This is a genomic window from Actinomadura sp. NPDC023710, assembly GCF_040639875.1.
In the GTDB taxonomy this organism is placed as follows: Bacteria; Actinomycetota; Actinomycetes; order Streptosporangiales; family Streptosporangiaceae; genus Spirillospora; species Spirillospora citrea.
In genome coordinates, this window is sequence record NZ_JBFAGB010000016.1 from 133270 (window position 1) to 157063 (window position 23794).

General features: G+C 73.3%; 22 protein-coding genes and 1 pseudogene. 7 read left to right on the forward strand and 16 right to left on the reverse strand.

The features are described 5' to 3' along the window. Positions 1 to 91 precede the first annotated feature (91 nt). The 4 genes from AB0H37_RS20365 to AB0H37_RS20380 all read right to left on the reverse strand — a co-directional run bounded on the left by AB0H37_RS20365 (position 92) and on the right by AB0H37_RS20380 (position 2162). On the reverse strand, positions 92 to 346 hold the full coding sequence (locus AB0H37_RS20365) for a DUF4360 domain-containing protein (RefSeq protein ID WP_360614363.1): 255 nt from the start codon (positions 344 to 346) through the stop codon (positions 92 to 94). Between the two features lie 80 nt (positions 347 to 426). Beyond that, on the reverse strand, positions 427 to 972 hold the full coding sequence (locus tag AB0H37_RS20370) for a DUF4360 domain-containing protein (RefSeq protein WP_360614365.1): 546 nt from the start codon (positions 970 to 972) through the stop codon (positions 427 to 429). A 376-nt stretch (positions 973 to 1348) separates the two neighbouring features. After that, positions 1349 to 1705 carry a DUF488 family protein gene (locus AB0H37_RS20375; RefSeq protein ID WP_360614367.1) on the reverse strand — a complete coding sequence of 119 codons (357 nt, stop codon included), beginning with the start codon at positions 1703 to 1705 and terminating at the stop codon, positions 1349 to 1351. Between the two features lie 88 nt (positions 1706 to 1793). Further along, the gene (locus AB0H37_RS20380) at positions 1794 to 2162 is read right to left on the reverse strand and encodes a hypothetical protein (protein ID WP_360614369.1); all 369 of its coding nucleotides are present in this window, start codon (positions 2160 to 2162) and stop codon (positions 1794 to 1796) included. Positions 2163 to 2266: 104 nt separating this feature from the next. On the opposite strand from AB0H37_RS20380, the gene AB0H37_RS20385 reads away from it, so the two are divergent. Beyond that, positions 2267 to 2458: a hypothetical protein gene (locus AB0H37_RS20385; RefSeq protein WP_179838045.1), complete on the forward strand. Its 192-nt coding sequence runs from the start codon at positions 2267 to 2269 to the stop codon at positions 2456 to 2458. Between the two features lie 95 nt (positions 2459 to 2553). Here the strand turns inward: AB0H37_RS20385 and AB0H37_RS20390 are convergent, their stop codons facing one another. Together AB0H37_RS20390 and AB0H37_RS20395 are read right to left on the reverse strand one after the other, a co-directional pair. Then, a complete protein-coding gene (locus tag AB0H37_RS20390; protein ID WP_329097879.1) occupies positions 2554 to 3357 on the reverse strand; it encodes a hypothetical protein in 804 nt (267 codons plus the stop codon). Positions 3358 to 3366: 9 nt separating this feature from the next. Further along, entirely contained in the window at positions 3367 to 3618 is a 252-nt protein-coding gene (locus AB0H37_RS20395; protein ID WP_179838047.1) for a hypothetical protein, read from the reverse strand. 407 nt (positions 3619 to 4025) lie between these two features. Here AB0H37_RS20395 and AB0H37_RS20400 point away from each other — a divergent pair, with 407 nt between their 5' ends. Continuing rightward, positions 4026 to 5255, forward strand: coding sequence for a helix-turn-helix domain-containing protein (locus AB0H37_RS20400; protein ID WP_360614372.1), 1230 nt, complete (start codon positions 4026 to 4028; stop codon positions 5253 to 5255). A gap of 77 nt (positions 5256 to 5332) precedes the next feature. On the opposite strand, the gene AB0H37_RS20405 is transcribed toward AB0H37_RS20400, so the two are convergent. Continuing rightward, the gene (locus AB0H37_RS20405) at positions 5333 to 6259 is read right to left on the reverse strand and encodes a dienelactone hydrolase family protein (protein WP_360614373.1); all 927 of its coding nucleotides are present in this window, start codon (positions 6257 to 6259) and stop codon (positions 5333 to 5335) included. Positions 6260 to 6738: 479 nt separating this feature from the next. Beyond that, positions 6739 to 8331, reverse strand: a complete 1593-nt coding sequence (locus tag AB0H37_RS20410; protein WP_360614375.1) for a CocE/NonD family hydrolase — start codon at positions 8329 to 8331, stop codon at positions 6739 to 6741. Positions 8332 to 8418: 87 nt separating this feature from the next. Here AB0H37_RS20410 and AB0H37_RS20415 point away from each other — a divergent pair, with 87 nt between their 5' ends. Then, on the forward strand, positions 8419 to 9324 hold the full coding sequence (locus tag AB0H37_RS20415; protein WP_329097869.1) for an arginase family protein: 906 nt from the start codon (positions 8419 to 8421) through the stop codon (positions 9322 to 9324). Positions 9325 to 9363: 39 nt separating this feature from the next. Here AB0H37_RS20415 and AB0H37_RS20420 read toward each other — a convergent pair whose 3' ends face one another. The 5 genes and pseudogenes from AB0H37_RS20420 to AB0H37_RS20440 form a co-directional block, all read right to left on the reverse strand. After that, on the reverse strand, positions 9364 to 10479 hold the full coding sequence (locus AB0H37_RS20420; RefSeq protein WP_360614378.1) for a hypothetical protein: 1116 nt from the start codon (positions 10477 to 10479) through the stop codon (positions 9364 to 9366). A 109-nt stretch (positions 10480 to 10588) separates the two neighbouring features. After that, positions 10589 to 11185, reverse strand: coding sequence for a DJ-1/PfpI family protein (locus AB0H37_RS20425; RefSeq protein WP_179838053.1), 597 nt, complete (start codon positions 11183 to 11185; stop codon positions 10589 to 10591). 16 nt (positions 11186 to 11201) lie between these two features. After that, a complete protein-coding gene (locus AB0H37_RS20430) occupies positions 11202 to 11555 on the reverse strand; it encodes a helix-turn-helix transcriptional regulator (RefSeq protein WP_360614445.1) in 354 nt (117 codons plus the stop codon). Between the two features lie 155 nt (positions 11556 to 11710). Continuing rightward, positions 11711 to 12148: pseudogene (locus tag AB0H37_RS20435) on the reverse strand (DJ-1/PfpI family protein); the annotation flags it as partial. Positions 12149 to 12202: 54 nt separating this feature from the next. Further along, positions 12203 to 13540 carry an LCP family protein gene (locus AB0H37_RS20440; RefSeq protein ID WP_360614380.1) on the reverse strand — a complete coding sequence of 446 codons (1338 nt, stop codon included), beginning with the start codon at positions 13538 to 13540 and terminating at the stop codon, positions 12203 to 12205. 307 nt (positions 13541 to 13847) lie between these two features. On the opposite strand from AB0H37_RS20440, the gene AB0H37_RS20445 reads away from it, so the two are divergent. Then, the gene (locus AB0H37_RS20445) at positions 13848 to 13982 is read left to right on the forward strand and encodes a hypothetical protein (protein WP_268247758.1); all 135 of its coding nucleotides are present in this window, start codon (positions 13848 to 13850) and stop codon (positions 13980 to 13982) included. Here the strand turns inward: AB0H37_RS20445 and AB0H37_RS20450 are convergent. Further along, positions 13966 to 14478 (reverse strand): ATP-binding protein, encoded by a 513-nt coding sequence (locus tag AB0H37_RS20450; protein WP_329097860.1) that lies wholly within the window; start codon positions 14476 to 14478, stop codon positions 13966 to 13968. The two genes, AB0H37_RS20445 and AB0H37_RS20450, sit on opposite strands and share 17 nt — an antisense overlap. A 174-nt stretch (positions 14479 to 14652) precedes the next feature. Here AB0H37_RS20450 and AB0H37_RS20455 point away from each other — a divergent pair, with 174 nt between their 5' ends. Further along, the gene (locus tag AB0H37_RS20455) at positions 14653 to 16053 is read left to right on the forward strand and encodes a HAMP domain-containing sensor histidine kinase (RefSeq protein WP_360614382.1); all 1401 of its coding nucleotides are present in this window, start codon (positions 14653 to 14655) and stop codon (positions 16051 to 16053) included. Here the strand turns inward: AB0H37_RS20455 and AB0H37_RS20460 are convergent. Beyond that, positions 16028 to 16900 (reverse strand): NAD(P)-binding domain-containing protein, encoded by an 873-nt coding sequence (locus AB0H37_RS20460; RefSeq protein ID WP_360614384.1) that lies wholly within the window; start codon positions 16898 to 16900, stop codon positions 16028 to 16030. The genes AB0H37_RS20455 and AB0H37_RS20460 overlap by 26 nt on opposite strands. A 93-nt stretch (positions 16901 to 16993) precedes the next feature. Here AB0H37_RS20460 and AB0H37_RS20465 point away from each other — a divergent pair, with 93 nt between their 5' ends. Next, positions 16994 to 20065, forward strand: coding sequence for a BTAD domain-containing putative transcriptional regulator (locus AB0H37_RS20465; RefSeq protein WP_360614386.1), 3072 nt, complete (start codon positions 16994 to 16996; stop codon positions 20063 to 20065). After that, entirely contained in the window at positions 20062 to 20937 is an 876-nt protein-coding gene (locus AB0H37_RS20470) for an arylamine N-acetyltransferase (RefSeq protein WP_360614388.1), read from the forward strand. Before AB0H37_RS20465 ends, AB0H37_RS20470 begins: the two co-directional genes overlap by 4 nt. Positions 20938 to 20951: 14 nt before the next feature. On the opposite strand, the gene AB0H37_RS20475 is transcribed toward AB0H37_RS20470, so the two are convergent. Continuing rightward, entirely contained in the window at positions 20952 to 23681 is a 2730-nt protein-coding gene (locus AB0H37_RS20475; RefSeq protein ID WP_360614390.1) for a LuxR family transcriptional regulator, read from the reverse strand. Positions 23682 to 23794 lie beyond the last annotated feature (113 nt).

A 23794-nucleotide genomic window follows, 5' to 3' on the forward strand; every position in this document is an offset into this window, starting at 1 on the left:
TCGCCGCGGCGAACCTCGTCCGGACGGGCGGCCGGGCCGCGTTCTCCCTGGTGTGGGGCGCGGCCCGGGGCGGTGCAGTTCAGGGCCCGACTCAGCCCGGGCACTTCTTCCACGCGAAGTGGTACGTCGTCCTGACGCTCCCGTCGGTGGAGTCGAAGGCCATGAAGCTGGTCTTCGCGGCGTCCGAGGTGCCCTTGTAGACGCGCAGCTCAGTGTTGATGTTGAAGTTGCGGTCCTCACCGCACGGCTTGAAGACGAGCTCGGAGACGTCGGTGCGGTCCGAGAACTGCCAGTTGTCGGAGTACCCCCCACGGATCGTGTGGCTGACGGGCGTGGTCTGCGCCATGCCCTGGTTGTTCTCCTCTACTCGGGGCTGGGTGGAAGCCGGCACGCTCGGCGCCGGTGGTCACGGCCGTGAACGGCCCGTCACCACGGGGGGCACTGCTTCCAGGCGAAGTGGTAGGTGGTCTTGATGCTTCCGTCGGTGGAGTCCATCGAAATGAAGCTGGTCTTCGCGGGGTCCGAGGCGCCCTTGAGCACCCGCAGTTCCGTGTTGACGTTGAAATTGCGCTCATCGCCGCAGGGCTTGTAAACGAGTTGCGCCACATCGTTGGTGTCGGTGAACTGCCAATTGTCGGCGTACTGGCCTTTCAGGGGGTGCGAGACGGCGGAGGTCTGCGACATTCCCTGGAAGTAGTAGCTCGCCTTCTCGACGGCGGACGCGCCCGGTTCCAGGGACGCGAAGCCTCGGTAGTCGGTGGACGAGATCGCGTAGGTGAAGCCCTGGGGGACGTGCACCTTCATGCTGATCTGGCAGTTCTTCCGGAAGTCGGTCGGGCCGGAGGAACCGCCCGCCTGCGCCAGGTAGTCGCTGTAGGTGACGGTGAAGGCCTCCTTGTCCTCGGACACGGCGACCGCGGCCGTTCCGGCCGGACAGCCCGATCCGTTGACGGTCGCGATCTCGATGGTCACCCCGTTCGGCCCGTGCACCCGACGCGGGGCCGCGGACGCCGGCGCGACGCACAAGGCGCTCACGGCAATTGCGGTGGCAGCGGAAACGGCAATCCCTTTACGCATGCGATTCCTCCTCGCTGGGACCTGCGCAGAGGGAGCGTAAACTCGCCTGGCCAGAGGGGTCAATCTTTGCTTTTTCACTTCCATTGAACAGGGTCACCAAAAGGTGAAGGAACTTCTCTTGAAGGGCATGGTCAGGGGAGATGGAATGTCCAATGCCGCCCCTTTGAAGACGCCACCGAAAAGGAGCGTTCCATTAGGGTGAACGGGAAGTTGACGCGAAACGTCCAGAAACCCTAGAAAAGGGGGGAGAGCAAGGGAGCGGCCAGGTAACTCAGGAGGAGTCGCGGAGCCTGCCGGCGATGACCGCGGCCTGGCTGCGGTCGACGTCCTTGGTCGCGGTGAGCAGGGTGACGGTGCCCTGCCGGGCGAGTTCCCGCAGGTGGTCGAGGGCCGCGGCGCGTTCGGGCTCGGCCAGCTCGGCGTCGTAGCGGCGGGTGAACTCCTCGAACCTGGCGGCGTCGTGGCCGTACCACTTGCGGAGCTCGGTGGAGGGGGCGACGTCCTTCTCCCACTCGTCCAGGCGGGCCTTGTCCTTCGACAGGCCTCGTGGCCACACCCGGTCGACCAGGATCCGCCTGCCGTCCTCGGCCGACGGCGGCTCGTACACCCTGCGCAGCCGTACCTCCATGACGCGTCCATACCCCGAGCCACGGAAGTGACGCACGGCCTCACGACCTCCCGGCCTCACGGCCCCCGGGTACGCAGGGTGCTCCGACTCACTGCGGAGCTCCGGGCCGTCCTGGCGGCGGCGTCAGGGGCGGGCGGCGCGGCCCGTCGAGATCCGGCGAGGCGGGGCGGGGCTCTCCAGGGGCGCATCCCCTGCCCGGGCCGCTCTCCAGGGCGCCGCGGCGGTCGGCCGTGGCACGGCGGGCGAACTCGGCGGCGGCCGTCCGCCGGACGAACTCGCCGGCGAGGGCGCGGCCGAGGACGTCGTCGTCAGGGCGGTGCCTTTCCAGGTATTCGAGGGCCTCGGCCAGTTCCGCGGTCGTCAGCAGCCGCACGGGCTTGCCGGTCCAGCGCGGAGGACCGGCGAGCCCTCCGGTGGGCGGAGCGGTGGGCGGGGCGGCGCGGGGTTCGGTGCTCACGGCGGGGTCCTTTCCATTCCGGTGCCGGCAAAGCCTTTTCCGTACCGGCGGCGGGGCGGCGCGGCGCAATGTGCCGCATTCGTGTCACCGAATAGAATCGGCACGTGCATTGGTGGAACCAGCAGGCCTGCGAGGCGGCGGCGGAGGCGCAGGCCGCCGATCCCTCGCCGGGGAATCTCATGGCCGCCGCGCAGGTGCAGGCGCTCGTCTCGATGGCGGAGGCGCTGCACCGCATTGCGGCGGCACTGGAGGCGCGGGACGATTCCGAGGCGGCCCTTTCTGGCCGGCCGAAATAGCCGTCCCGACGGGGTGCCCGTCCGGCGAAGTGACCCGTCCCAGCGAAAATACCGGCGCGCCCCGCCGAACGGGCGCACCGGTATTCCACGGGGTGTCAGGCGTCGCTGAACGATTTGCGTTCCGGCCTGCCGTTCGTGCTCGGCGCGAGGCGGGAGGCCTTGGCGACCGGGGGGCGGGACGGCGCGGTCTCGGCCAGGTAGTCGTGGTCGGGGGCCGGGACGGCCGAAGGCTGCTCGGGTTCGGCCGCCGGACGGGCCTCGTCGCGGGGGCGGTCCCGCAGCCGCCGCGCCGCCTGCCGGAGGGCGCGCTCGCCGACGAGGCGCGTCAGCTCCAGCCCCCAGCAGTCCAGCTTGTCGGCGTCGGTCAGGTCGTCGCGGCTGCTCAGCTCCGCCGCCAGGCCGCCGAGCCGCTGCGCCTCGGCCAGGTCGAACTCGCGCATGAGGTGGCAGCACAGCTCCGCGAGGGCGGCGTGGTCGCGTTCGAACGACAGCCCCGCCAGGTCGTCGTGCGACAGCCTGCTGAGTGCGCGTTTGCGTTCCAGCTCGCCGTCGGCGACCCGCAGGATGCCGTTGAGGAGGGCGACGGGCCCGGCGCCTGCGCCGCGGCCCTGCGCGGGGGCGAACGACATGCGCAGCACCGCCGCGGAGCCGAGCCCGGCGGCGATCACCCGGACGACCATGAGGCTCGCGGGGGGCGTGGTGACGGGCAGCCCGAAAGTCCAGCCGGAGGCGGTCACCGCGATCAGCGCGACGATCGACGCGCAGGCGTTGACGAAGACGAACAGCAGCCCGCCCGGGGAGAGCAGGGCCGCGGCCGGCCGGTCGCGGTAGCGCGCGACGAGCTCGGCGAAGCCGATCGCGCCGCCGATCAGGGCGGCGAGGAGCATCTCGATGTTCATGAACTTCCTTTACGCGCTGCGGGCGGACAGCCGGCCGAACGGTGGCTCCTCGGCCCTGCCGCGCCGGGAGGGCAGGGCGGCCGGGCGCTGCCGGGCCGCCAGCCCGGTGCGTTCGACCTCCAGGAAGACCAGCAGCCACTCGGCCGGGCCGGAGGCGACCCCGGAGTGCGTCCGCAGCGCCTTCTCGCGGGCGCAGAGAAAGGCCAGCAGCCACTTGACGGGACCGGACGTCCCGCAGGCGGCTCGAAATCGTGAATCCATGCGGGAGACCATTCCGCAGCCGTGCCTCGAAGTCGACTCTCCCGGGGTCAATTTTTCGACCCAGGCTCGCGGAACGGTCATTTCCTGTCAGATCGGAAACGTCCGCCCCAAGTCGGGATCTTCGAGTCCTTGGTGCGGGGCCCGGGAATAATGGAACGGGCCCGGGGATTCCTTTACCTGGATTTGCGGCAGCACGCCGGGAGGCCCGTGAGGGGAGATCCCCATTTATGCGGCGAGGCCCGTCCCCGCGCCGCCCGGGTCCGCGCCTTGCGACACGCCGGGGCGCCGCCTCCCCGGCTGTCAGCCGGATGACAATCCGCCCGTCTCGAACCTTTCCGAACACGCCTATCGGTCCGTCGCTTCCGGAACCGAACCTGAGGGGGCAGTCGGCTTCAGGAGGGCGCGCCATGAGTCGGACCATCCCGTCCGCCGGGAGAGATTTTCCGCTGTCCGGGCTCCCACCGGAGGTCGCCGGGCCGATGCGGCCCCATCTGGAGGCGGCGGCGGTGGAGATGGTCAAGGAGATCCAGGGGCTCGTCCCGGAGTACGCGCGCCCGCCGGAGAGCCGCTACGGGCGGCGGATGCGGTGGGCGGTCCAGGAGACCGTCCGGCAGTTCGTGGACGCCATCGGCCGCCCCGACATGGAGTGGGAGGGCGTCACCGGCATCTTCGAGGGGATCGGCGCGTACGAGGCGCGCGAGGGCCGCAGCCTGGACGGGTTGCAGGCGGCGGTCCGGGTGAGCGGGCAGGTCGCGTGCCGCCGGTTCATCAAGGACGCCCGGCGCCTCGGCTGGTCCCTGGACACGCTCGGCTCCATCACCGAGTCGCTGTTCGTGTTCCTGGAGCGCGTCGCGAGCGCGGCCGCGCAGGGTTACGCGCGCGCCCAGGGCGAGCTGGCAGGCGAGCGGGAGCGGTTCCGGTGGCGGCTGCGCGACCTGCTGGTCATGGACCCGCCGGCCAGCACGGAGGCGATCGCGGAGCTGGCGAGGTCGGCCGGCTGGCAGGTGCCGCGGACGCTGGCCGCCGTCGCGCTGCGGCCCGACCCCGGCGGGGCCGTCCCCGTCCTGCCGCCGGTCCTCCTCGTCGACTGGCACGCGCCGGACCCGTACCTGATCTGCCCCGACCCCGGCGGACCCGGCCGGGACCGGCTGCTCGCCGCGATCAGGGGGACGAGGGCGGCGGCGATCGGCCCGGCCGTCCCGCCGTCCCGGGCCGCCCTGTCGCTGCGCTGGGCGCGGCGCGGGCTCGCGCTGGTGGAACGCGGCGTGCTGCCCGGCAAGGAACCGCTGCGCTGCCTCGACCACCTGCCGAGCCTGGTCGCGGCGCAGAGCGAGGAGCTTCTGGACGTCGCACTGGGCACCCGGCTGGCGGCGCTGATGGAGCTGCCGCCGCACCGGCGGGACGCCCTGGCCCGGACGCTGCTGACCTACATGGAGTGCCGCGACAACGCGGTGGCGGCGGCGGAACGGCTGCTCGTGCACGAGCAGACCGTCCGGTACCGCATCCGCCGCCTGGAGGAGATCCTGGGCGGCGGCATGTCCGACCCGGACCGGCGGATCGAGCTGCTGCTGCTCCTGCACCATCTGATCCGGCTCGATCAGGGCGAGCGGCGGCTCTCCCCCGCCGACCGGCACTGACGACCGGTGGTGACGGCGGGGATGACGGCCGGTGGTGACGGCCGAGCGGGTCGGGCGCCACCACCGGCCGGGGTGGGTCAGCCGGTGGGGCAGGTGCCTTCGTACTGGGCGATGGCCGCGTCCGGGCTCGGTTCGGGACAGAGGAACTGCTCGTAGCGGGCGTCGTCGTCGACGAACCGCTTCATCCACGCGATGGCGTACTTCGCGATCGTGGCGTTCGGCGAGTTGAACGTCATGTGCCCGGCGTTCTTCAGCTCCAGATAGGCCTTCTCCGGAACGGCCGTGAGGTTGTCGTAGTAGGACTCCGCCATCGAGTCCGCGGGCGCGATGAAGTCGTTGTCGGCGCCCATGATCATGGTGGGGACCCTGACGTTCTTCCAGTCGTAGGTGGTGTCCCAGGGCGCCAGCGGAACGGCGGCCCGCAGCGACGCGCGCTTGTTCGCGGCCTCCAGCGTCCCACCGCCGCCCATGGAGTGGCCCATGACGGCGAGGCGGGACGCGTCGATGCGGTCCTTCGCCTCGCTCCTGCCCGTCAGGTAGTCGAGGGCGGCGAGAAGTTGCTCGCCGCGGGCGGCCGGGACGTCCAGAAGGCTGTTGGTCTCCAGGGTCATGACGACGAAGCCCTGGGACGCGAGGCGGGGCCCGTACCAGTCGATCCAGCCTTGCGGGGAGACGAATCCGGGCGAGACGGCGATGGCGCCGAACGTGCCCTGGCTCCGGTCGGTCGGCGCGTAGACGGTGCCCTTGTTGAAGCCGGTCCCGCTGCCCGCCGGAACGTCGATCTTCTCGACGGCGAACGGACCCTTCTCCGCCGTGATGCTCGCCTCGGTCGGCGCGGGGCCGCGCTCGTAGGGATTGGCGGCGAGGTCATTTACGGCGAGGGGGCCGGGACGTGCCGGCGCGGCGGGCTGCCCGGCCTGCGCGGCGGGTGCCAGGGCGGCGCCGGCGGCCAGGGCGACGGCGGCGGGGAGCACTCTGAGCGCGTGCGTCAGATGCCTGTTCATCGGGGGCGTACCCTTCACTAGGCGAACCCGCGACGGGGGGAATTCGCGGGTGCAAGAATTGTGGGGCGCCCCGGCTTTCTTTACTTCTCACGCAGCCGCGCCTTCGCTCCGGCCGCCTTGTAGCCGGCCAACAAAGCAGGCGGACAGGCGGGGCAGGTGACTCACAATGCGGGTGACTCACAGAGCCTGGAAACGGACGGAGGGGCCACTCCCCCCGAGTGACCCCTCTCCCCCCGTTCCGCCGTCGCGGTCCCGGCGCGGGCACAGGACCGGCCGCTCCCCCCGAAGCGGCTCGCGCCGTACCGTCCGGCGGATGTGAAGAACGTAGCGGGGGTCCGCCGGCGCATCGCGGCTTTGCCCGGCCCTGTCGACGAACGGGCCGCCGCATGCGTTGAACGGAACACGCTGGGCATTCGGCGCGATGGGCGGCCGGAACGTCGGCCAGGCGCGAACCGGGTGGGCCGGCGTCCGCGGTGGGGTCAGGGGGTCCAGACGGGGAGGTGGAGGGCGGAGGGGTGGGCGGCGTCGCGGAGGATCGCGAAGTGGGTGCGCCGGGACGCCACGGCCCGGCCTGCGGGCTCCGGGGTGCCGTGGTTGCGGGCGAAGCGGGGGAACGCGCCGCCCGCGAGCATGACGCGCAGGCGGTGGCCGCGCCGGAAGCGGTACGCGGTCGGATGCATCTCGATCTCGGCGCGCACGGTCCCGGTGGACGTGATGCGCAGGATGCCGTCGGTGACGTTGCGGGAGACGCCGCTCCGGTCGACGTCGCAGAGGCGGACGAACAGGTCGCCCCGCCCGGTGCTGGTGCGCACGTGGATCGTCGCCGCGACGGGCCCGATCACGTCGAGGTCCTCGGCGAGCGGCGCGCCGGTGAGGACGACCACGTCGTCACGGCGTTCGAGCGGGGCGTTGTCGCGCTGCTTTCCCTTGCCCGGCGACAGGAGCGGGCCGCCGACGTTCGGGGTCGGGTCGAAGGGGTCGTAGGTGAACGTGGCGGGCTCCGCGTCCGGCTCGTCCCAGACGAGGCCGTGGGACAGGTAGAGCGGCGTGGGCTTGGTCTCGGGCGGGGGCCATCGGTCGAAGTCCAGCCAGGTGTCGGCCTGTTGCAGGTGCAGCCTTACTGGTGCCCTGCGGAGTTGCGCTTTGTCGCCGTTCAGGTGGGCGTTCAGCCAGGAGACCTGGTCGTGGAGCGCCGCGCGGAGGGCTTTGGCGTCGTGTCCCCAGGGGCCGATGGTGATGCGGACCTGGCGTCCCTCCGCGTGCAGGGCGGCGAAGTCCCTGAGCTGGCCGCGCAGGAAGAGGTCCCACCAGCCCGTGACCATCGTTGCGGGCGTGGTGGTCGCGGGGACGCCGGCGCTGTGGTCGGTCGCCTTCCAGAAATCGTCGCCGGGCTCGGCGTGGGACGCGACCTCGCGCAGGAACGATTCGGGACGTCCGATGGCAGCGAGGTCGGCCTCGCCTACCGGCAGGTGCCGCATCGCCTGCCGGACGCGCCTGTTGTGGAACGGCCGCCTTCTCTCCTCACGCGTCCCCATCAAGGACGACCAGACGAGCGTGTTGTGCAGGGCGAGCGCACCACCGGGGTAGAACGAGCCGGCGAACTCGGACGCGGTGATGCCCAGCCCCATCGCGGCCAGGGGCGGGTCTGCGTAGGGCGCGACGGCCCACTCGGTGAACCCGAGGTAGCTTGCGCCGACCATCGCGACCCTGCCGTCGCACCAGGGCTGCGCGCGGAGCCACTTGAGCGTGGCCAGGCCGTCGTCCTTCTCGTCGTGGAAGGCGTGGAACTCGCCGCCCGATCCGGAGACGCCGCGCACGTTCTGAACGACGACCTGGAACCCGCGCCGGGTCAGGACGCCCGCGAACAGCCGGACGACGGCCTGCCGCTTGCCGTACGGGGTGCGCATCAGCACGACGGGCAGCGGTCCCGCGCCGCGCGGCCGGTACAGGTCCGCGACGAGCGCGACGCCGTCCGGCATGGGCACACGCAGGTCCCGCGCCGACCCGGCGTGCGGGGACGGCGACTCGGGGAGGCCGAGGAGGCGGTCGACGAGTCGTCCCGAAGCGGTCATCGAACGCCCCTTCCGTTCCCGGCCGTTTCCTGACGTGCCCGCTGTCGGGCGGTGTGCCGGGGTGTCGCGGTGTTCTAGATTGCATGAATGATCGCAGTGCTCGACGCACCGTCCAACCTGGGGCTCCGCCCGCCGCGCGAGGGTCACGAGCCCGGCGTGCGCCGGCTGGCCCGCGCCCTGCGCGGGCACGGCATCGTCGGCCGCCTGCAGGCCGAGGACGCCGGCCGCGTGGACCCGCCGCCCTACGAGTTCGGCCCGGACCACGAGACCGGCTACCTGAACGGCCCCGGTCTCGCCGACTACACCGAGCGGCTCGCGGCCTGCATCGGCGAGGTGCTGGACCGCGGCGAGTTCCCGGTCGTGCTCGGCGGCGACTGCGGCATCCTGCTCGGCCCGATGCTCGCGCTGCGGCGCCGCGGCGTGTACGGGCTGGCGCACCTGGACGGGCACGACGACTACTCGCCCCGGCGGGACCCGTCGGCCGTCGCGGGCAGGCTGGTGGCGGCCGGAATGGCGCTCGGCCTGGTCACCGGGCACGGGCCGGCCGCCCTCACCGACGTCGAGGGGCTGCGCCCCTACGTCGAGGAGGAGCACGTCGCGCACATCGGTCTCCAGCGGGAGCCCGAGGACTTCGAGCTGTTCGACCTGGACGCGTTCGAGGCCTCGCGCGTGCGGCGCTTCCCGATCGAGTACATCCGCGAGCACGGCGCGGACTCGGCCGCCGAAGGGGCGCGGGCGCATCTGGAGGCCGCCCCGATCGAGGGGTACTGGATCCATCTGGACGCCGACATCCTCGACAAGAGCGTGATGCCGGCCGTCGACTCCCCCAACCCGGACGGTCTGTCGTTCGAGGAGCTGACGTCCGTCCTGCGGACGCTGGTGGCGAGCCCGCGGGCGGTCGGCCTGCACGTGGCCATCTACGACCCGGAACTGGACCCGGACGGCATGGCCGGCGCGGCCCTCACCGACACGCTCGGCGCGGCGTTCGCGTAGCTCGTGTCGGCCGCCGTCCGGTCAGGCCGCCGTCCGGTGTCAGGCCGCCGTCAGGCGTTCGAATTCGTAGAGGACGCTGGCGAACTCGCCTGTCGGCATCTCGCAGGTGTGGCCGGGAAGCCACAGGTGTTCCAGACGGACGGTCTGGACGTCCATGCGGATGTGGCAGGCGTTGCCCGTGTGCTCCCAGCCGGGACGCGCGGCGCGGACGACCTCAAGGTGGTGGCGGTGGCTCTGCACGTCGTGGAGCAGGAACGCCGTGAGGACGTGCCGCGGCCCGTACACCGAAGGCGTGAACGCGCTGGCGCCGGACGCCGCGGTCGCCAGGTCGGCACCGGAATCGGCGAGTTCGGGGAAGAACACCTTGACGCGCCGGACGACGCCGCCGATCTCGATGGGCCGGCAGGGGAGCCGTAGCACGGCCTCCGGGTCGACGTAGCCGTGCACCGGCACCCCGGCGACGACGCCCGACCACGCGCCGGGGACGCCGTCGAGGAAGCGGGCCTGGGTCAGGGCGTTCCCCAGTTCGCCCATGATGCGTTCCGGGTCGATGCCCTTCGGCATGAAGGTCTTGGTGCCGCCGCGCAGGCGCTTCCCCGATTCGTCCAGGACGGCGAGGTCGGCCCAGCACGCGCCCGAGCCGGTCTCCATGACACCGTGCGGCAGGCAGGCGTCGGGGTGCGGGGTCAGCCCGGCCAGGTCCTCCAGCACGGCGCGCGGGGTCTGGACGAGTCCCCATCCCTGCGTCCGCGGGGACACCGAACCGAGGGCGAGGGAGGCGGCCATGGGCTCGCCGTTGCCCGGCGTGCCGAGATCGCGTTCCAGGCTGCGTCGGCTCTTGAGGGCGCCGACCTGGTGGAGGTACTCGTCCAGGCACCGCCGCAGGACGGCCGGTTCGAGATCGCAGGACGCCCATCCGGCGACGTCGCGCACGTGCACGGTCGTACCGTCGAAGTCGAGGCGGTGGTAGCGGTACTGCTCCTGCCAGGGCCGGGCCGCTCCGTCGCTCAGCCGCCCCTGGGCGCGCGCTATCGCCGAGACGTCCTCGCCCAGGTCGTTGATGAGAAAGTCGCGCAGCGGAGCGTGCAGGGGGTCGGTCTCCACCGCGACCCGCACCCCGTCGCTGCGGAACCGCACTGGAAGCGATATCGCCATTCGGGTGATTATGCCGATAAGAGAAGATCATCACCGGTATGGCTGAATGTTCTTTCCGATCGGGCGGGCTCCCAGCCGTCCGCACGTCCGCCGTCCACCGGGCCGGCGTCTACTCGTCCGCCATGTACGGGGGCGCGGGCTCGTACTGGATGTAGCGGCGCACCTTGCGCGCGTGGTCGCGGCCGTGGATGCGTCCGACCAGCCAGAGGGCCATGTCGATTCCGGCCGACACGCCCTGGCTCGTGACGAGGTCGCCGTCGACGACGTAGCGCGCGTCCCGGACGACGGTCACATCCCCCAGAGCTTCCAGGGCGTCCTCGGAGGCCCAGTGGGTCGCGACCCTGTGTCCCTTGGCCGGGCCTGCGGCGTGCAGCAGGAACGACCCGGTGCACACGCTCGTCACCCAATCGGCTTGTTCGGCGACCTTCGCTATCCAGCCGGTGACGGACGGGTTGTTCGGCTGCGTCTCCCTGGCGCCGCGCCCGCCGGGAACCAGGAGGACGTCCAGCTTCGGGTGGTCGTCCAGGGTGTGGTCTGGCACGACCCTCATGCCCTTGTTACAGCGGACCGGTTCCGTCCGTTCGGCGACCAGCACCGCCTTGTCGCCTTGGTCGCGCACCATGGCCGATGCCGTGAACACCTCCCACGGCCCTACGAAATCCAGTTCCTCGGCGTTCTCGAACACCAGCAGCCCATACGTGGTCATGCCTACTCCCACCCCTTCACGCGTACTCCCTCGTTCCTCTGAAGCGGTCCCGGTAGTCCGACGGTGCGACGCCGACGTGCCGGTGGAACGCCCGGCGCAACGTCTCGCCCGTCCCGAAGCCCAGCCGCCGCGCCAGCGTCTCGACCGGCTCGTCCCCCTCCGCCAGCGCCCGCCGGGCCGCCTCGATCCGCACGCGCTCCACGTACGCGGCGGGCGGTACGCCCAGTTCGGCGGTGAACCTGCGTTGCAGGTGCCGCGCGCTGAGGCCGGAGCGTCCGGCCAGGTCGGCGATGGTGTGCCGCGCGCCCGGATCGGCCTGGACGGACGACACCGCCGCACGGACCGGGTCCGTCGCGGCTGCGCCGACCACAGGGGGACGCTGAACTGCGACTGGCCGCCCGGCCGCCGCAGGAACATCACCAGCTCACGCGCCACCGCGTGCGCCGCTTCCCGCCCGTGGTCGTCCTCCACGAGCGCCAGTGCCAGGTCCATCCCCGCCGTGACGCCCGCCGACGTCCACACGTTCCCGTCCTGGACGAAGATCGGGTCGCAGTCCACGGCCAGCCCGGGGTACTCCGTGCGGAGCTGCTCCTCACGGCCCCAGTGCGTGGTGACGCGCCGTCCCTCCAGGACCCCGGCCTCCGCGAGCAGCAGCGCGCCGCTGCACACCGACGCGACCCGCCGCGCCGTCCGCGCGGCCTGCCCGACCCAGCCGACGAGCGCCGTGTCGCCCCGCGCGTCGTCGACCCCGACGCCGCCCGCCACGACCAGCGTGTCGATGCCCTCGGGTGCGAGGTCCGTGTCGAAGGCGGCGTGGACGCGGAGCCCGCCGGACGCCGGCACCGGCCCGACGCGCGGGCCGACGACCAGGCACTCGTACCGCCCGGTGGCCTCGAACACCTCGTGCGGACCGGTCAGGTCCAGGATCTGGAAGCCGTCATAGATCACGAACGCGACGCGCATGGCTCCAGGCTGTCACCGGGGTCGCCGTGGCGTCCACGACGGGCACCCCACACATCACGCCACCGCCTCGCAGACCTCGTCGCTCGCCCGGCTCTCGCCGCGCTGGACCGGGACGCCGCCGGACGTCCGGACGCGCGTGAAGCCCGTCCCGATGACCAGGTCGACGACGCCGGGGGACGTCCGGGCGCGCGGCGCGATCCGTGCGCCCGGCAGGACGCCCGCCAGCGCCCTCGCCTGCGGTTCCGCGCCCGTCCCGTAGCGGACGGCGGTGGCCCGCGGGCGGGCGCCGAGGTCGCCGACGCCGGTGACCTGCCAGCCGGCGTCCGTGAGCTGCGCCGCCACCTGCGCGGCGCGGCCCTCGACCCCGGACGCGTTGAACACCCGCACCTTCCCCGGCCGCGCGCCCGCGGCCTTCGCGGGAGCCGGCGCCGCCACGTCCTTGCGGAGCGCGTCGAAGAACTGGTCCGCGGCGGGCCGGGAGAGCGCCACCCGGTTGCGGTTCAGCGGGTACGGCCCGGACGGCACGGTGACGAAGCGCAGCTTCCCCGCGTTCAGATCGCGCATGCCCTGCGCGATCTTCAGCATCTCCGCGGCGGAGAGCGCCTTGTCGGTCGTCAGCGACTCGGCCGTGGCTCTGAGCAGCGCGTTCAGGCGTCCCGGATCGGTGAGGACGCCCGCGCTCATCGCCTCCTTGGCGAGCGCGCCGAAGAAGTGCTGCTGCCGCCGGATGCGCTCGGTGTCGCTGCCGTTCCCGAAGCCCTTGCGGCTGCGGACGTAGGCCAGGGCGTCCTCGCCCTTCAGCCGGTGAGTGCCCTTGGTGAGGGTCAGCCCGGAGTCCTTGTCGCGCACGTCGGCCGTCACGCACACGGGCACGCCGCCGACCGCCGTCGCGATCCGCTTGAAGCCCACGAAGTCCACCTGCACGAAGTGGTCGATGCGGATCTTCGTGAGCTGCTCCACGGTGTGGACCGTGCAGGTGGGGCCCGCACGGGCGATCGCCTCGTTCAGCATGGCGCTGCCGCTGCCCGGCGCCTTCGTCCCGTCCCTGCGGGTGCATGCCGGAATGGGCACCATCAGGTCGCGGGGGAAGCTGACGGCGATCGCCTGGCCGCCGCCCGGCGACAGGTGCAGCAGCACCATCGTGTCGGACGCGGGCGGCTTGCCCCGCAGGCCCCGCCCGTACCGGGCGTTGGCGCCCTCGCGCGTGTCCGACCCGAGCACGAAGATGTTGATCGCGCCGTTGAGCTTTCTGGGCCGGTCTCCGCCGATCAGCCGGTCGACGTCCTCGTGCTGGACGGCGCTCTGCAGCCGCCAGTAGTACCCGTACGCCGACAGGGCGCCCGTCACCATCACCGCGGCCGCCGCGACGGCGACCCAGGCCAGCAGCTTCATGAAGCCTCCCGGCATGTATCGCCGTTTCCCCGCCTTCGAGTTCACGCCCGGCGGGAATTAATGGTTGACACGCCGCCCGGACCTATGGCTAACTATTCCCATGAAGCTTTGATCCTTCTTCGGTTGAGCCGCCCCCGGCATTGCCGCGGGCCCGCTCCCGTCCCTCTCCACGGCGCTCCTCCTTCGCACGGGCACACGCGTGTCCTGCGGTGATGCGGCGCGCCCTTCCACACCTTTTCGCGGCCTTTCACGGCCGAATTCAGACGTGCCCGGAGGTGATCTCTTCATGCGTGCAATGAACCATGAAATGAACAACGACCCCTTCACCAAATCCAGGAAGAAGGGCAAGCGGAAGAACTCCGACTTCCGCTCGGCCAATGTCGCGAACAACCGCCGCAACGCCCGGCAGATGCCGACCCGGCAGCTCAACCGGGGCCGCTGACCGGCGCTCCGCGGACCTGGCCCCGGCCCCGCTCCATCGCGGCGGCCGGGGCCGGCGACGCTTCCGGAGCGGGCGCCGCCGGGGCCGGGAACTCCGCCCACACCACCGTCCGGGCGCCGTCCGTCCGGAACCCCCACCGCGACGCGAGCGCCTCCACGATCCGCATCCCGCGTCCCGACTCCGCGCCCGTCCCCTCCTCCGCGTACTCGTCCTTGACATGGGGGCGCCCGCCCGCCGCCCCCTGGTCGGCGACCTCAAGCCTGTACCCACCGCCCCCGGCCAGGACGGCGATCCTCACCACCCCGCCCTCCAGCCCGGACGCCGTGTGCGCGATCGCGTTCGCGACCGTCTCGCTCACCACCAGGACCATGTCGTCGAGGGCGGGATGACCGGCCGCCACGCTCCGGACGAAGCCGCGCGCGCTTCCGACCGACCGCCGCACGCCCGGCAACGTGATCTCGCCGATCACCACCACACGGTCCCGCGTCCCGACCACAGCACCGCCTCCCCGTCCCGGCCGCCCTCACGTCCGGAAGGCGGCCCGTCACCCTCGATATACGGATCGCGGCCCTTGTCCTGTTCACGGCCACCTGCCCGGCGCCGCGTGCGCCGCGAGCATCTCACACTGAGTAACTTAGAGTGACGGTGTGTGCGGTTCCGGAGAACCACTGTGACGACGGGGAAGCGGGATCACGCCCGCCCGTGGGCCAGGCACCTGCTCTTCTCGGTGCGGGGGCGCGCGACGCTCATCACCGTCGTGGTGTCGGCGCTGATCCTGGCCCTGGCGCTCGTCCTGATGCTGCTGCTGGCGCGGGACTGGGTGAAGAGCATGGTCGAGCACGAGACGGAACGGACCGCCGAGCGGATCGCCTTCGAGCTCTCCAGGGGAGGGAACCCCGGCATCATCGACGTCGGCCCCGACGAGGCGCCGATGGTGCAGGTGGTGAACCCTGAGGAAGAGGTCGTGGCCGCAAGTGACGCGATCCGCGGGCGTCCCGCGCTCGCCATCGCCGACCTGGCGAGAGGCGAACTGCTGATCGACCAGCGGGTCTGCCCCGATTTCCTGGACAGGTGCGTGTGGGCGTTCGGCCTCCGCATCCAGACGTCCCCGTGGGGCTCGAACGCCATGGTCATCGCCGCGGCCCCGCTGCCCGGCCTGCTGAACATGTGGCTGCTGCCCCTCGCCCTCCTCGGTCTTCTGGCCGCGCTGCTCAGCCTGATCGCGTGGTGGACGTGGCACACGATCGGGCAGGCGTTCGTCCCGGTCGACATCATCCGTGCCGAGATGGCCGACCTGGACGCGCTGGGACTGGATCACCGGGTGCCCGTCCCGCATGCCCCCGGAGGGGTCAAGAACCTTGCCGAGACGGTCAACGCCACCCTGGACCGGCTGGAGGAGGCGGTGACCCGGGAGCGCCGCTTCGTCTCCGACGCCTCCCACGACCTGCGCAACCCGATCACGGGCCTCCAGACGCGACTGGAGTTCGCCCTCGGCGAGCCGGACGACGCCGACTGGAAGCCGATGGTCCGCGGCGCGCTCCGCGACACGCGGCGCCTGAACGACATCGTCGCCGACCTCCTGGAGCTGTCCCGGCTCGACGCCCGCACCCCGATGCCCGTGGAACCGATCGACCTCGCCGCCCTGGTCCGCCGGGAGGTCGGCCTCCGGGCCGGCGACGTCCCGATCAGGATGCGCCTGGAGCCCGGCGTGGTCGTGCGCGCGAACCCGGTGCGGCTGAGCCGGGTGCTCGGCAACCTGCTGGGCAACGCCGAGCGGCACGCCGAGTCGCGCATCGAGGTGACCGTGGCGCGCGACGGCGCCGACGCGGTCGTGGAGGTCCTCGACGACGGCTCCGGCATCCCCGAGGAGGCCCGCGAACGCGTCTTCGAGCGCTTCGCCCGCCTCAGCGAGTCGCGCGCCCGGGACCCCCAGGGCACCGGCCTCGGCCTGCCCATCGCCCGCGAGATCGCCGAGGTCTACGGCGGCTCCCTGCGCATCGCCGACTCCCGCCGAGGCGCCAGGTTCGTCCTCCGCCTCCCGCTGGTCACGGGCGACGGACCGCCTCGATGACAGCGGACAGCCCGTCCTCGCCGTGGCCGGCGTCCACGGTACGCCAGAACAGATCCCGCAGGGCGGCCGGGCCCGCGACGTCGATCCCGGCTTCGCGGGCGGCCTCCACGACGTGGTCGGCGCCCACGGCCTGCATCCGCAGGGTGTTGTCCGCGCCCGGGTAGACGCCGGCCTCGAACTCTTCCGTGAGCTGCTTCAGGAAGCCCATCGGCCCATCGCTGGCCAGCTCGGTCAGCAGGGACGCGGCGAACGGACGGAATTCCTGGGCGGACACGCCAGCGGTGCCCAGCAAGGCCACGGCGTGCATGTAGGCGGCAAGGGTGGACCAGAAGAGGTAGATCTGGGACTGGTAGTAGAGCATCGACAGACCCGGGTCCTCGCCGACGAACGTGACGTCCCCCAGCTCGCCCAGGGCCCCGCGGTGGGATTCCAATGCCCCCTCTGGGCCGCTGTAGAAGACGTACGCACCTGGCCGGCCGATGCCTGGCGGTGGCACCATGACGCCGCCCGTGAGCAGGACGCCGCCCCGCTCGGATACCCATTCGCTCGCACGGCGCAGTTCGCCGGGGCTGCCTGAACTGAGGTTGACGATGACGCGCCCCTTCAGGTCCGCGCCGTCGAGCGAGTCGTACATCGCCTTGTAGTCGGTCTGGCTCACGACGACCAGCTCGGAGGCCGCGAGGGCCTCGGCGGCGGTGGGGGCGAGGGTCGCGCCGTCCTTCACCAGCGGGGCGGCCTTGGACGCCGTCCGGTTCCAGACGGTGGTCGGATGGCCGTTCTCCAGGAACGTCCTGGCCATCGCCGCGCCCATGGGCCCGAGTCCGATGACGATTACCGGGGTCTTCATATGTCCTCCTGGGATGCGCATTTCCTCCACACTCGTCCCGACCGCTACGGATGTGCTGCGGGTCCGTCCGTAGCGGTGGCTACGCTGGAGGCCGTGCGTTTCGGGGTGCTGGGGCCGCTCGCGGTGTGGACGGACGCCGGGGCGCCCGTGCGCGTGCCCGAGGCGAAGGTCCGCACGCTGCTCGCCGTCCTGCTCACTCGTCCCGGCCACCCCGTGTCCGTCGATCGGCTGATCGACGCGCTGTGGGGCGACCGGCCGCCCCGCAACCCGGTCGGAACGCTCCAGGCCCGGGTCTCGCAGCTCCGCAGGGCACTGGAGGAGGGCGAGCCGGGCGGCCGGGGCCTCGTCGCCGCCCGTCCGCCCGGGTACGCGCTCGACGCCGGGCCGGACGCGGTCGACGCCGCGCGGTTCGCGGCGGCGCTCGGCCGCGAGTCCGCCGATCCCCTCGCCCGCAAGCGGATTCTCGGCGACGCGCTGGCGCTGTGGCGCGGCCCCGCCTTCGCCGACTTCGCCGACGCCGGGTTCGCCCGCACCGCGATCATCGAGTTGGAGGAGGGGCGGCTCGTCGCGCTGGAGCGGCACGCGCGGGCCCGGCTCGACCTCGGCGAGCACGCGGCGGTGGCGGCCGAGCTGGCAGCGCCGGCGGCCCGCCACCCGCTGCGCGAACCGCTTCAGGCCCTCCACCTGCGCGCCCTCCACCTGGCCGGCCGGCAGGGCGAGGCGTTCGCGGGCTACCACGCGCTGCGCGAGCGGCTCGCCGAGGAGCTGGGCGCCGACCCGGGCCCCGAGCTCGCGGAGCTCCACCGGGCGATGCTCGCGGAGGGCCCCGCCCCGCCGCGTCCCGCTCCCCGGCTGCCCGCCGCGCTCGACGAGCTGATCGGCCGCGAGGACGCGGTCGAGCAAGGCCGGGCCCTGCTGGCCGGGCACCGGCTGGTGACGCTCACCGGTCCGGGAGGCGTAGGCAAGACCCGGCTGGCCGTGGAGATCGCCTCCCGGTCGCTCGCCGACCATCCCGATGGGGTGTGGATGGTCGAGCTGACCGGGCCCGACGACGTGGCCGAGCAGGTCGCCTCCGTGCTGGGGCTTCGCGAGGAGCCCGGCGGGACCCCTCTCGCGGACGCGCTGCGGGGGCGGCGGGCGCTGCTGGTCCTCGACAACTGCGAGCACGTGCTCGAACCCGCCGCCGAGCTCGCCGGGCGGCTCCTGGCCGCCGCGCCCGGGCTGCGCGTCCTCGCCACGTCGCGGGAACCGCTGGGGATCGCCGGGGAGCGGTTGCAGCTCGTCCCGCCGCTCGATCTGCCCGGTCCCGAGACCGCGCCGGACGGGCTGCGGGAGTCGAGCGCGGTCCGGCTTTTCGTCGCGCGGGCCGCGGCTGCGTGCCCCGGTTTCGCGCTGGACGCCGACACGGCGCCGTGGGTCGCGGCGATCTGCCGGCGCCTGGACGGGGTGCCGCTCGCACTGGAACTGGCGGCGACCCGCGTCCGCGCGCTCGGGGTGCGGGAGCTGGCGGCGCGGCTGGACGACCGCTTCCGGGTGCTGGCGGACGGGCGGCGCGGCGGCCCGGCCCGGCAGCGGACGCTCCGCGCGGTGATCGACTGGAGCTGGGATCTGCTCACCGGGCCCGAGCGGGTCGCGCTGCGGCGCCTCGCCGTCCACGCGGGCGGCTGCACGCTGGACGCGGCGGAGGCGGTCTGCGACACGGACGTCGACGTGCTCGCCCGGCTGGTCGACCGCTCCCTCGCCGTCCGGACGGAGGAGGGCCGGTACCGGCTGCTGGAGTCGGTCGCCGCCTACGCGCTGGAACGCCTGCGGGAGGCGGGCGAGGAGGACGAGTTCCGCCGCCGCCACGCCCTGCACTACACCGGCCTGGCCGAACACGCGGCGGAACGGCTGCGCGGGCCGGAACAGGGCCACTGGCTGAAGCGGCTCGACCAGGAGGCCGCGAACCTGCGCGCGGCGCTGGGCAACGGCGCCGGAATCGGGTCGGTGAACGCGCTCGCCTGGTACTGGTACCTGCGGGGGCGCTTCGGGGAGGCCCGTCGCGCGTTCGCCGGCGCCCTGGCCGCCCACCCGCAGGCGTCACCGGCCAGAACCGAGGCGGCGACGTGGCTGACGGCCTTCACCATGCTGGCCGGCGAGGGCGTCGATTCGGAGGAGCTTCGGCAGACCGCCTTGGCCGACCATGACGATCCGTTCGCCAGGGCCAAGGCCGAGTGGCTGCTGAGCCATGTGCATTGGGCGTACGGGGATCTGGCCGTGAACAGGCGGCGCGTCGACCGCGCCCTGACGGTGTTCCGGAAGCGGGAGGACCGCTGGTTCACGGCCGCCGCGCTCGCGACCCGGGCCAACCTCGCCCTCGGGCACGGCGATCTGGTCGCACTGGAGCGGGACGCGGTCGAGAGCGTCGCGCTGTTCGCCGAGCTGGGCGACCCGTGGGGGCGGCTGGAGGCGTCCGACGCGCTCGTCCGGCGCGCCGAGATCGCCGGGGACTACGCCGAGGCCGCGCGGCTGCTCCGCGAGGGGCTCCGGCTGGCCGAGGAGTCGCGGATGTGGCCGGAGACGTCGTTCCGGCTGTCCGGCCTCGGCCGCGTCGCGCTCCTCACCGGCGCCCTCGGCGAGGCCCGCGACCTGCACGAGCGGGCGCTGGACCTGGCGCGGCGGCACATGGCGCGGTCGGCCGAGGAGTTCGCCGAGGTCGGGCTCGGCCTCGTCGCCCGGGCCCGCGGCGACCTCGACGCCGCCGAGAGGCACCTGCGCGCCCGGCTCGACTGGCTGCGCGGCATCGGCGGGACGGCGGGCCTGGCGTTCGTGCACGCCCAGCTCGGCTTCGTCGCCGAGGAGCGCGGCGACGCGGTCCGGGCGCTGGCCCTGCACACCGAGGGGCTCGCCGCCGCCCGCGCCGTCGGCGACCCGCGCGCGATCGCGCTCGCGCTGGAGGGGCTGGCCGGGGCGCGGTCCCTGGCGGGCGAGCACGCGGCCGCGGCCGGGCTGCTCGCCGAGGCGGACGGGCTCCGCGCGGCGGCCGGGGCCGCGCTGCCGCCCGCCGAGCGGCGCGACGTCGACCGGATCGCCGGGAGGATCCGGGACGCCTCCGGTGTTGTCGCCGATACCGGCGAATCGCCATCACCGGGGGAATCGTCATCACCGGGGGAAAGGGAGCCATGAGCGAGGATCTCGGCTACGGATGGCAGGGCGAGCTGCTCGACCTGCCCGCCTACCTGAAGCGGGTCGGCCACGACGGCGACCCGGCCCCGACCGCCGCGACGCTGCGGGCCCTGCACCGCGCGCACGTCACGTCCATCCCGTTCGAGAACCTGGAGATCATGCTCGGGCGGCCGATCGACCTGTCGCTGGACGCCGTCCAGGCGAAGCTGGTCGAGCGCCCGCGCGGCGGCTACTGCTACGAGCACAACCGGCTGTTCGCGGCGGTGCTGGAGAGGCTCGGGTACGAGGTCACGGCGCTGGCGGCGCGGGTGACGCTGGGGGCGGCGAAGATCCTGCCCGCCACGCACGCGCTCCTGCACGTCCGCCCGCCGGACACGTCGCGGGACGAGCCTGCGTGGCTGTGCGACGTGGGATTCGGCGCCGGCCCGCTGGAGCCGCTGCGGCTCGTGGACGGTGAGGAGGCCGTCCAGGACGGCTGGGGCTTCCGGCTCCGGCGCGGCCGCACCGTCACCACCTGGACGCCGGACACGGCGGAATGGGAGCTGCACCAGCGCGGCCCGGACGGCTGGGTCCAGCGGCACACGTTCGTGCTGAACGAGGTGTTCCGCATCGACTTCGAGGTGGGCAGCCACTACGTCTCGACCAGCGCGCGTTCCCCGTTCACGACCCGCCCCTTCGCGCAGAGGTTCTCGTCCGACTCCCTCCGTGTGCTGGACGGAATGAAGCTGACCGTCACCCGCCCGGACGGGAGCGTCGAGACCCGCACGCTCGCCCCCGAGGACCTGCCGGGGACGCTGGGCGAGGACTTCGGAATCGTGCTGGAGGGTGAGGACGCGGATCGGCTCGTCGAGTTCGTGCGCACGAGGAGCTAGCCGCAAGGCCGTTACTAGCCCAGGTCGAGGCGGGCGAGAGCCGCCCTCGTGGTGACGCCGAGCTTGGGATAGGCCTTGTAGAGGTGGTAGCCGACGGTCCGGGGGCTGAGGAACAGCTGCGCGCCGATCTCCCGGTTGCTGAGGCCCGTCGCCGCCAGCCGGGTGACCTGGAGTTCCTGCGGGGTGAGCCGGGCGGCGAGGTCGTCGCGGGAGGCCGCGTCGTCCTGCCCTGCGGCGAAGTTCTCCCCGGCGGCGCGCAGTTCGGCCCGGGCTCGTTCGGCCCAGGGTGCGGCGCCGAGCCGCTCGAACGCCTCCAGTGCCGCATGCAGCCGCGCCCGCGCGTCGTTCCTGCGGCGTGACCTGCGGAGCCACTCCCCGTACAGCAACTCGGTGCGCGCCTGCTCGAACGGCGTCCTGCCCTCGCGGTGCAGATCGAGGGCCTTCGTGTACAGCGGGTCTGGGTCGTCCGGGGTCAGCAGGGCCGCGCAGCGTGCCGCTATGGCCTGCGCCCAAGGCTGCTGGGTCTGTGCGGCCCAATCGCCGTACCAGTCGGCGGCGTCCCGCGCGCGCTCTGGGACGCCCGCTCTGACGGCCGCTTCGACGAGGTCGGGCAGAGCGGCGATGGCGCCTTGCCGGCTGGGTCCGGCGACGACGTCGGCGAGACGTTCCAGGGCCGCGTCGTACCGGCCGAGCCCGAGGTCGAGCAGGCTGCGCGCGGCGGCGGCGTGCACGTTGCTCGGCGGGAGACCGCGGGACAGCGCCTCCTCCGTCAGCTCCAGGCAGCGCTCCTCGTCGCCCTGGATCGCGGCGAGCTGCCCCAGGCTGGTGGCGAGGTAGACGCGGATGCGGTGCTGGCCGGTGTCGGCGGCGATCCGCACGCCCTCCGTCGCGCCGGTCAGCGCGTCGCGGTGCCTGCCGAGCAGCAGGTCCGTCCGGGACCGGAGCATCAGGACGGGCGCGAGCAGCCCGATCGCGCCCCGGTCGCGGAAGCGACGCTCCAGTTCCGCCGCGACCTCGGCCGCGCCCCGCACGTCGCCGATCATGAGATGCCACATGCCCGCGCGGATCCGGTCGCGCGGCGCGTAGCAGGCGCCCATCGCGCCCATCAGCTCGCGCAGCGCCGCCACGCCGTCCGCCGGATCGGCGTCCGCGAGCGGGTTCTGCCCGGCGAACACCCGGCTCAGCGCCCGCAGGTGCGGCGCGTTCGGGACGCCGAGGCGCACGCCCTCGGCGGCGATGCCGTCCATCGCGGCGAAGTCCCCGGCGTTGGCGGCGGCGGCCGCGGCCTGGAAGAACAGGTAGCCGGACGTGCGGGGATCGAGCCGCGTGACCGACGCCGCCGTCTCGGCGAACAGCCGGTGGGCGTCCCCCGCCCGGTCCTGCTCGTCGGCGAGGGACGCCCGGATCAGCGTCAGCTCCGCCCGGGCCAGCGGGTCCGGCAGGTCGGCCTCCGCCCGCGCCGCCAGCTCGACCGCGCGCTCGGGGAGCCCCGCGTCGGCCGAGGCCCGCGCCGCCGCGGCCAGCCGCCGGCCGCGCTCGGCCGGGTCCGGGGTGAGACCCGCGGCGGCCTCGTACATGGCGGCGACGGCCGCGTTGCCGCCCGCGTTCCGCTCGGTCTCGGCGGTCTTCTCCAGCACGGCCGCGACGCGCTCGTCGGGTTCCGTCACCGAGCGGGCCAGGTGCCAGGCGTGATGGCACACGTCGCCGCGTTCCAGGTACGCCTCCGCCAGCGCCTGGTGGGCGGCCAGGCGCAGGCCGAGCGTCGCCTCCCGCACGGCGGCGGTGCGGATCAGCGGATGCCGCACCTCCAGCCGTCCGTCGGACGTGGTGCGCAGCAGGCCCGCGCGCTCGGCGGGCTCCAGGTCGTCGATGGAGGCGCCGACGGAGGCACCGGCCGTCGCGCCGAACCGGCACGCCGCCTTCACCACCACCCCCGCGTCGCCGAGGTCGTCCACCCCCACCAGCAGGACGAGCCGCCGGGCCGGCTCCGGCAGCGCGGCGATCCGCTCGGCGAACGACCGCAGGATCCGCTCGTACGCCGACCCGTGCCCGCCCCGGCCCGGCAGTTCGAGCAGCGCGAGCGGGTTGCCCATCGCCCCGGCGAGGATCTCCCGCCGGACATGGCCGGGCAGGTCGGGGGCGCGTTCGGCCAGCAGTCCGGCCGCCGCGGTCCCGTCGAGGCCGCGCAGGCGCAGCTCCGGCAGCCCCTGCGCGCCGAACTCCGGCGCGGCGCATTCCGGCGCGACCGCGTCGCGGGCCGCGAAGATGACCGCGATGGGCTCGGCGTCGAGGCGGCGTGCGGCGAACAGCAGCGCCTCGGCGGACGAGCCGTCCATCCAGTGCGCGTCGTCCACCAGGCAGATGAGCGGCCGCTCCTCCGCCAGGTCGGACAGCAGCGTCAGCACCGCGAGCCCCACGAGGAACCGGTCGCTCTCGGCCTCCGGGCCGCCCATGTTGAGAGCCGCGCGCAGGGCCTCGGCCTGCGCGTCCGGCAGGCCGCCGATCCGGTCGAGGTGGCGGCCGAGCAGCAGGTGCAGGCCCGCGTACGGCATGCCGCTCTCGGTCTCGACGCCCGTCCCGCGCAGGACGCGCATCCCGTCCGCGGCGCCGGCGGCGTGGTCGAGGAGGGCGGACTTGCCGATCCCGGCCTCGCCGCGCAGCACAAGCGTCCCGCTGCGCCCGCCGCGGGCCCGGTCGAGGAGTCCGTCGATCGCGGCCAGTTCCCCGTCCCGCCCGTACAGCATGCGCTCACCCTACTCAGCCCGCCGCACCACCTGCTCGGCCCCGGATGGTTGAAGCCCTCACCTCGGGTATCGCCACGATTCGAGCCGGACAGGAGTCGAACACCCACAGGAGG

Bases quoted from the DNA above. Each gene is read 5' to 3' on its own strand.
- AB0H37_RS20410 (WP_360614375.1), bottom strand. From the start codon at position 8,331: ATGACCGCTTCGGGACGACTCGTCGACCGCCTCCTCGGCCTCCCCGAG.
- AB0H37_RS20415 (WP_329097869.1), top strand. From the start codon at position 8,419: ATGATCGCAGTGCTCGACGCACCGTCCAACCTGGGGCTCCGCCCGCCG.
- AB0H37_RS20445 (WP_268247758.1), top strand. From the start codon at position 13,848: ATGAACAACGACCCCTTCACCAAATCCAGGAAGAAGGGCAAGCGGAAG.
- AB0H37_RS20365 (WP_360614363.1), bottom strand. From the start codon at position 346: ATGGCGCAGACCACGCCCGTCAGCCACACGATCCGTGGGGGGTACTCC.
- AB0H37_RS20425 (WP_179838053.1), bottom strand. From the start codon at position 11,185: ATGACCACGTATGGGCTGCTGGTGTTCGAGAACGCCGAGGAACTGGAT.
- AB0H37_RS20440 (WP_360614380.1), bottom strand. From the start codon at position 13,540: ATGAAGCTGCTGGCCTGGGTCGCCGTCGCGGCGGCCGCGGTGATGGTG.
- AB0H37_RS20400 (WP_360614372.1), top strand. From the start codon at position 4,026: ATGAGTCGGACCATCCCGTCCGCCGGGAGAGATTTTCCGCTGTCCGGG.
- AB0H37_RS20460 (WP_360614384.1), bottom strand. From the start codon at position 16,900: ATGAAGACCCCGGTAATCGTCATCGGACTCGGGCCCATGGGCGCGGCG.
- AB0H37_RS20420 (WP_360614378.1), bottom strand. From the start codon at position 10,479: ATGGCGATATCGCTTCCAGTGCGGTTCCGCAGCGACGGGGTGCGGGTC.
- AB0H37_RS20390 (WP_329097879.1), bottom strand. From the start codon at position 3,357: ATGAACATCGAGATGCTCCTCGCCGCCCTGATCGGCGGCGCGATCGGC.
- AB0H37_RS20395 (WP_179838047.1), bottom strand. From the start codon at position 3,618: ATGGATTCACGATTTCGAGCCGCCTGCGGGACGTCCGGTCCCGTCAAG.
- AB0H37_RS20375 (WP_360614367.1), bottom strand. From the start codon at position 1,705: ATGGAGGTACGGCTGCGCAGGGTGTACGAGCCGCCGTCGGCCGAGGAC.
- AB0H37_RS20470 (WP_360614388.1), top strand. From the start codon at position 20,062: ATGAGCGAGGATCTCGGCTACGGATGGCAGGGCGAGCTGCTCGACCTG.
- AB0H37_RS20475 (WP_360614390.1), bottom strand. From the start codon at position 23,681: ATGCTGTACGGGCGGGACGGGGAACTGGCCGCGATCGACGGACTCCTC.
- AB0H37_RS20405 (WP_360614373.1), bottom strand. From the start codon at position 6,259: ATGAACAGGCATCTGACGCACGCGCTCAGAGTGCTCCCCGCCGCCGTC.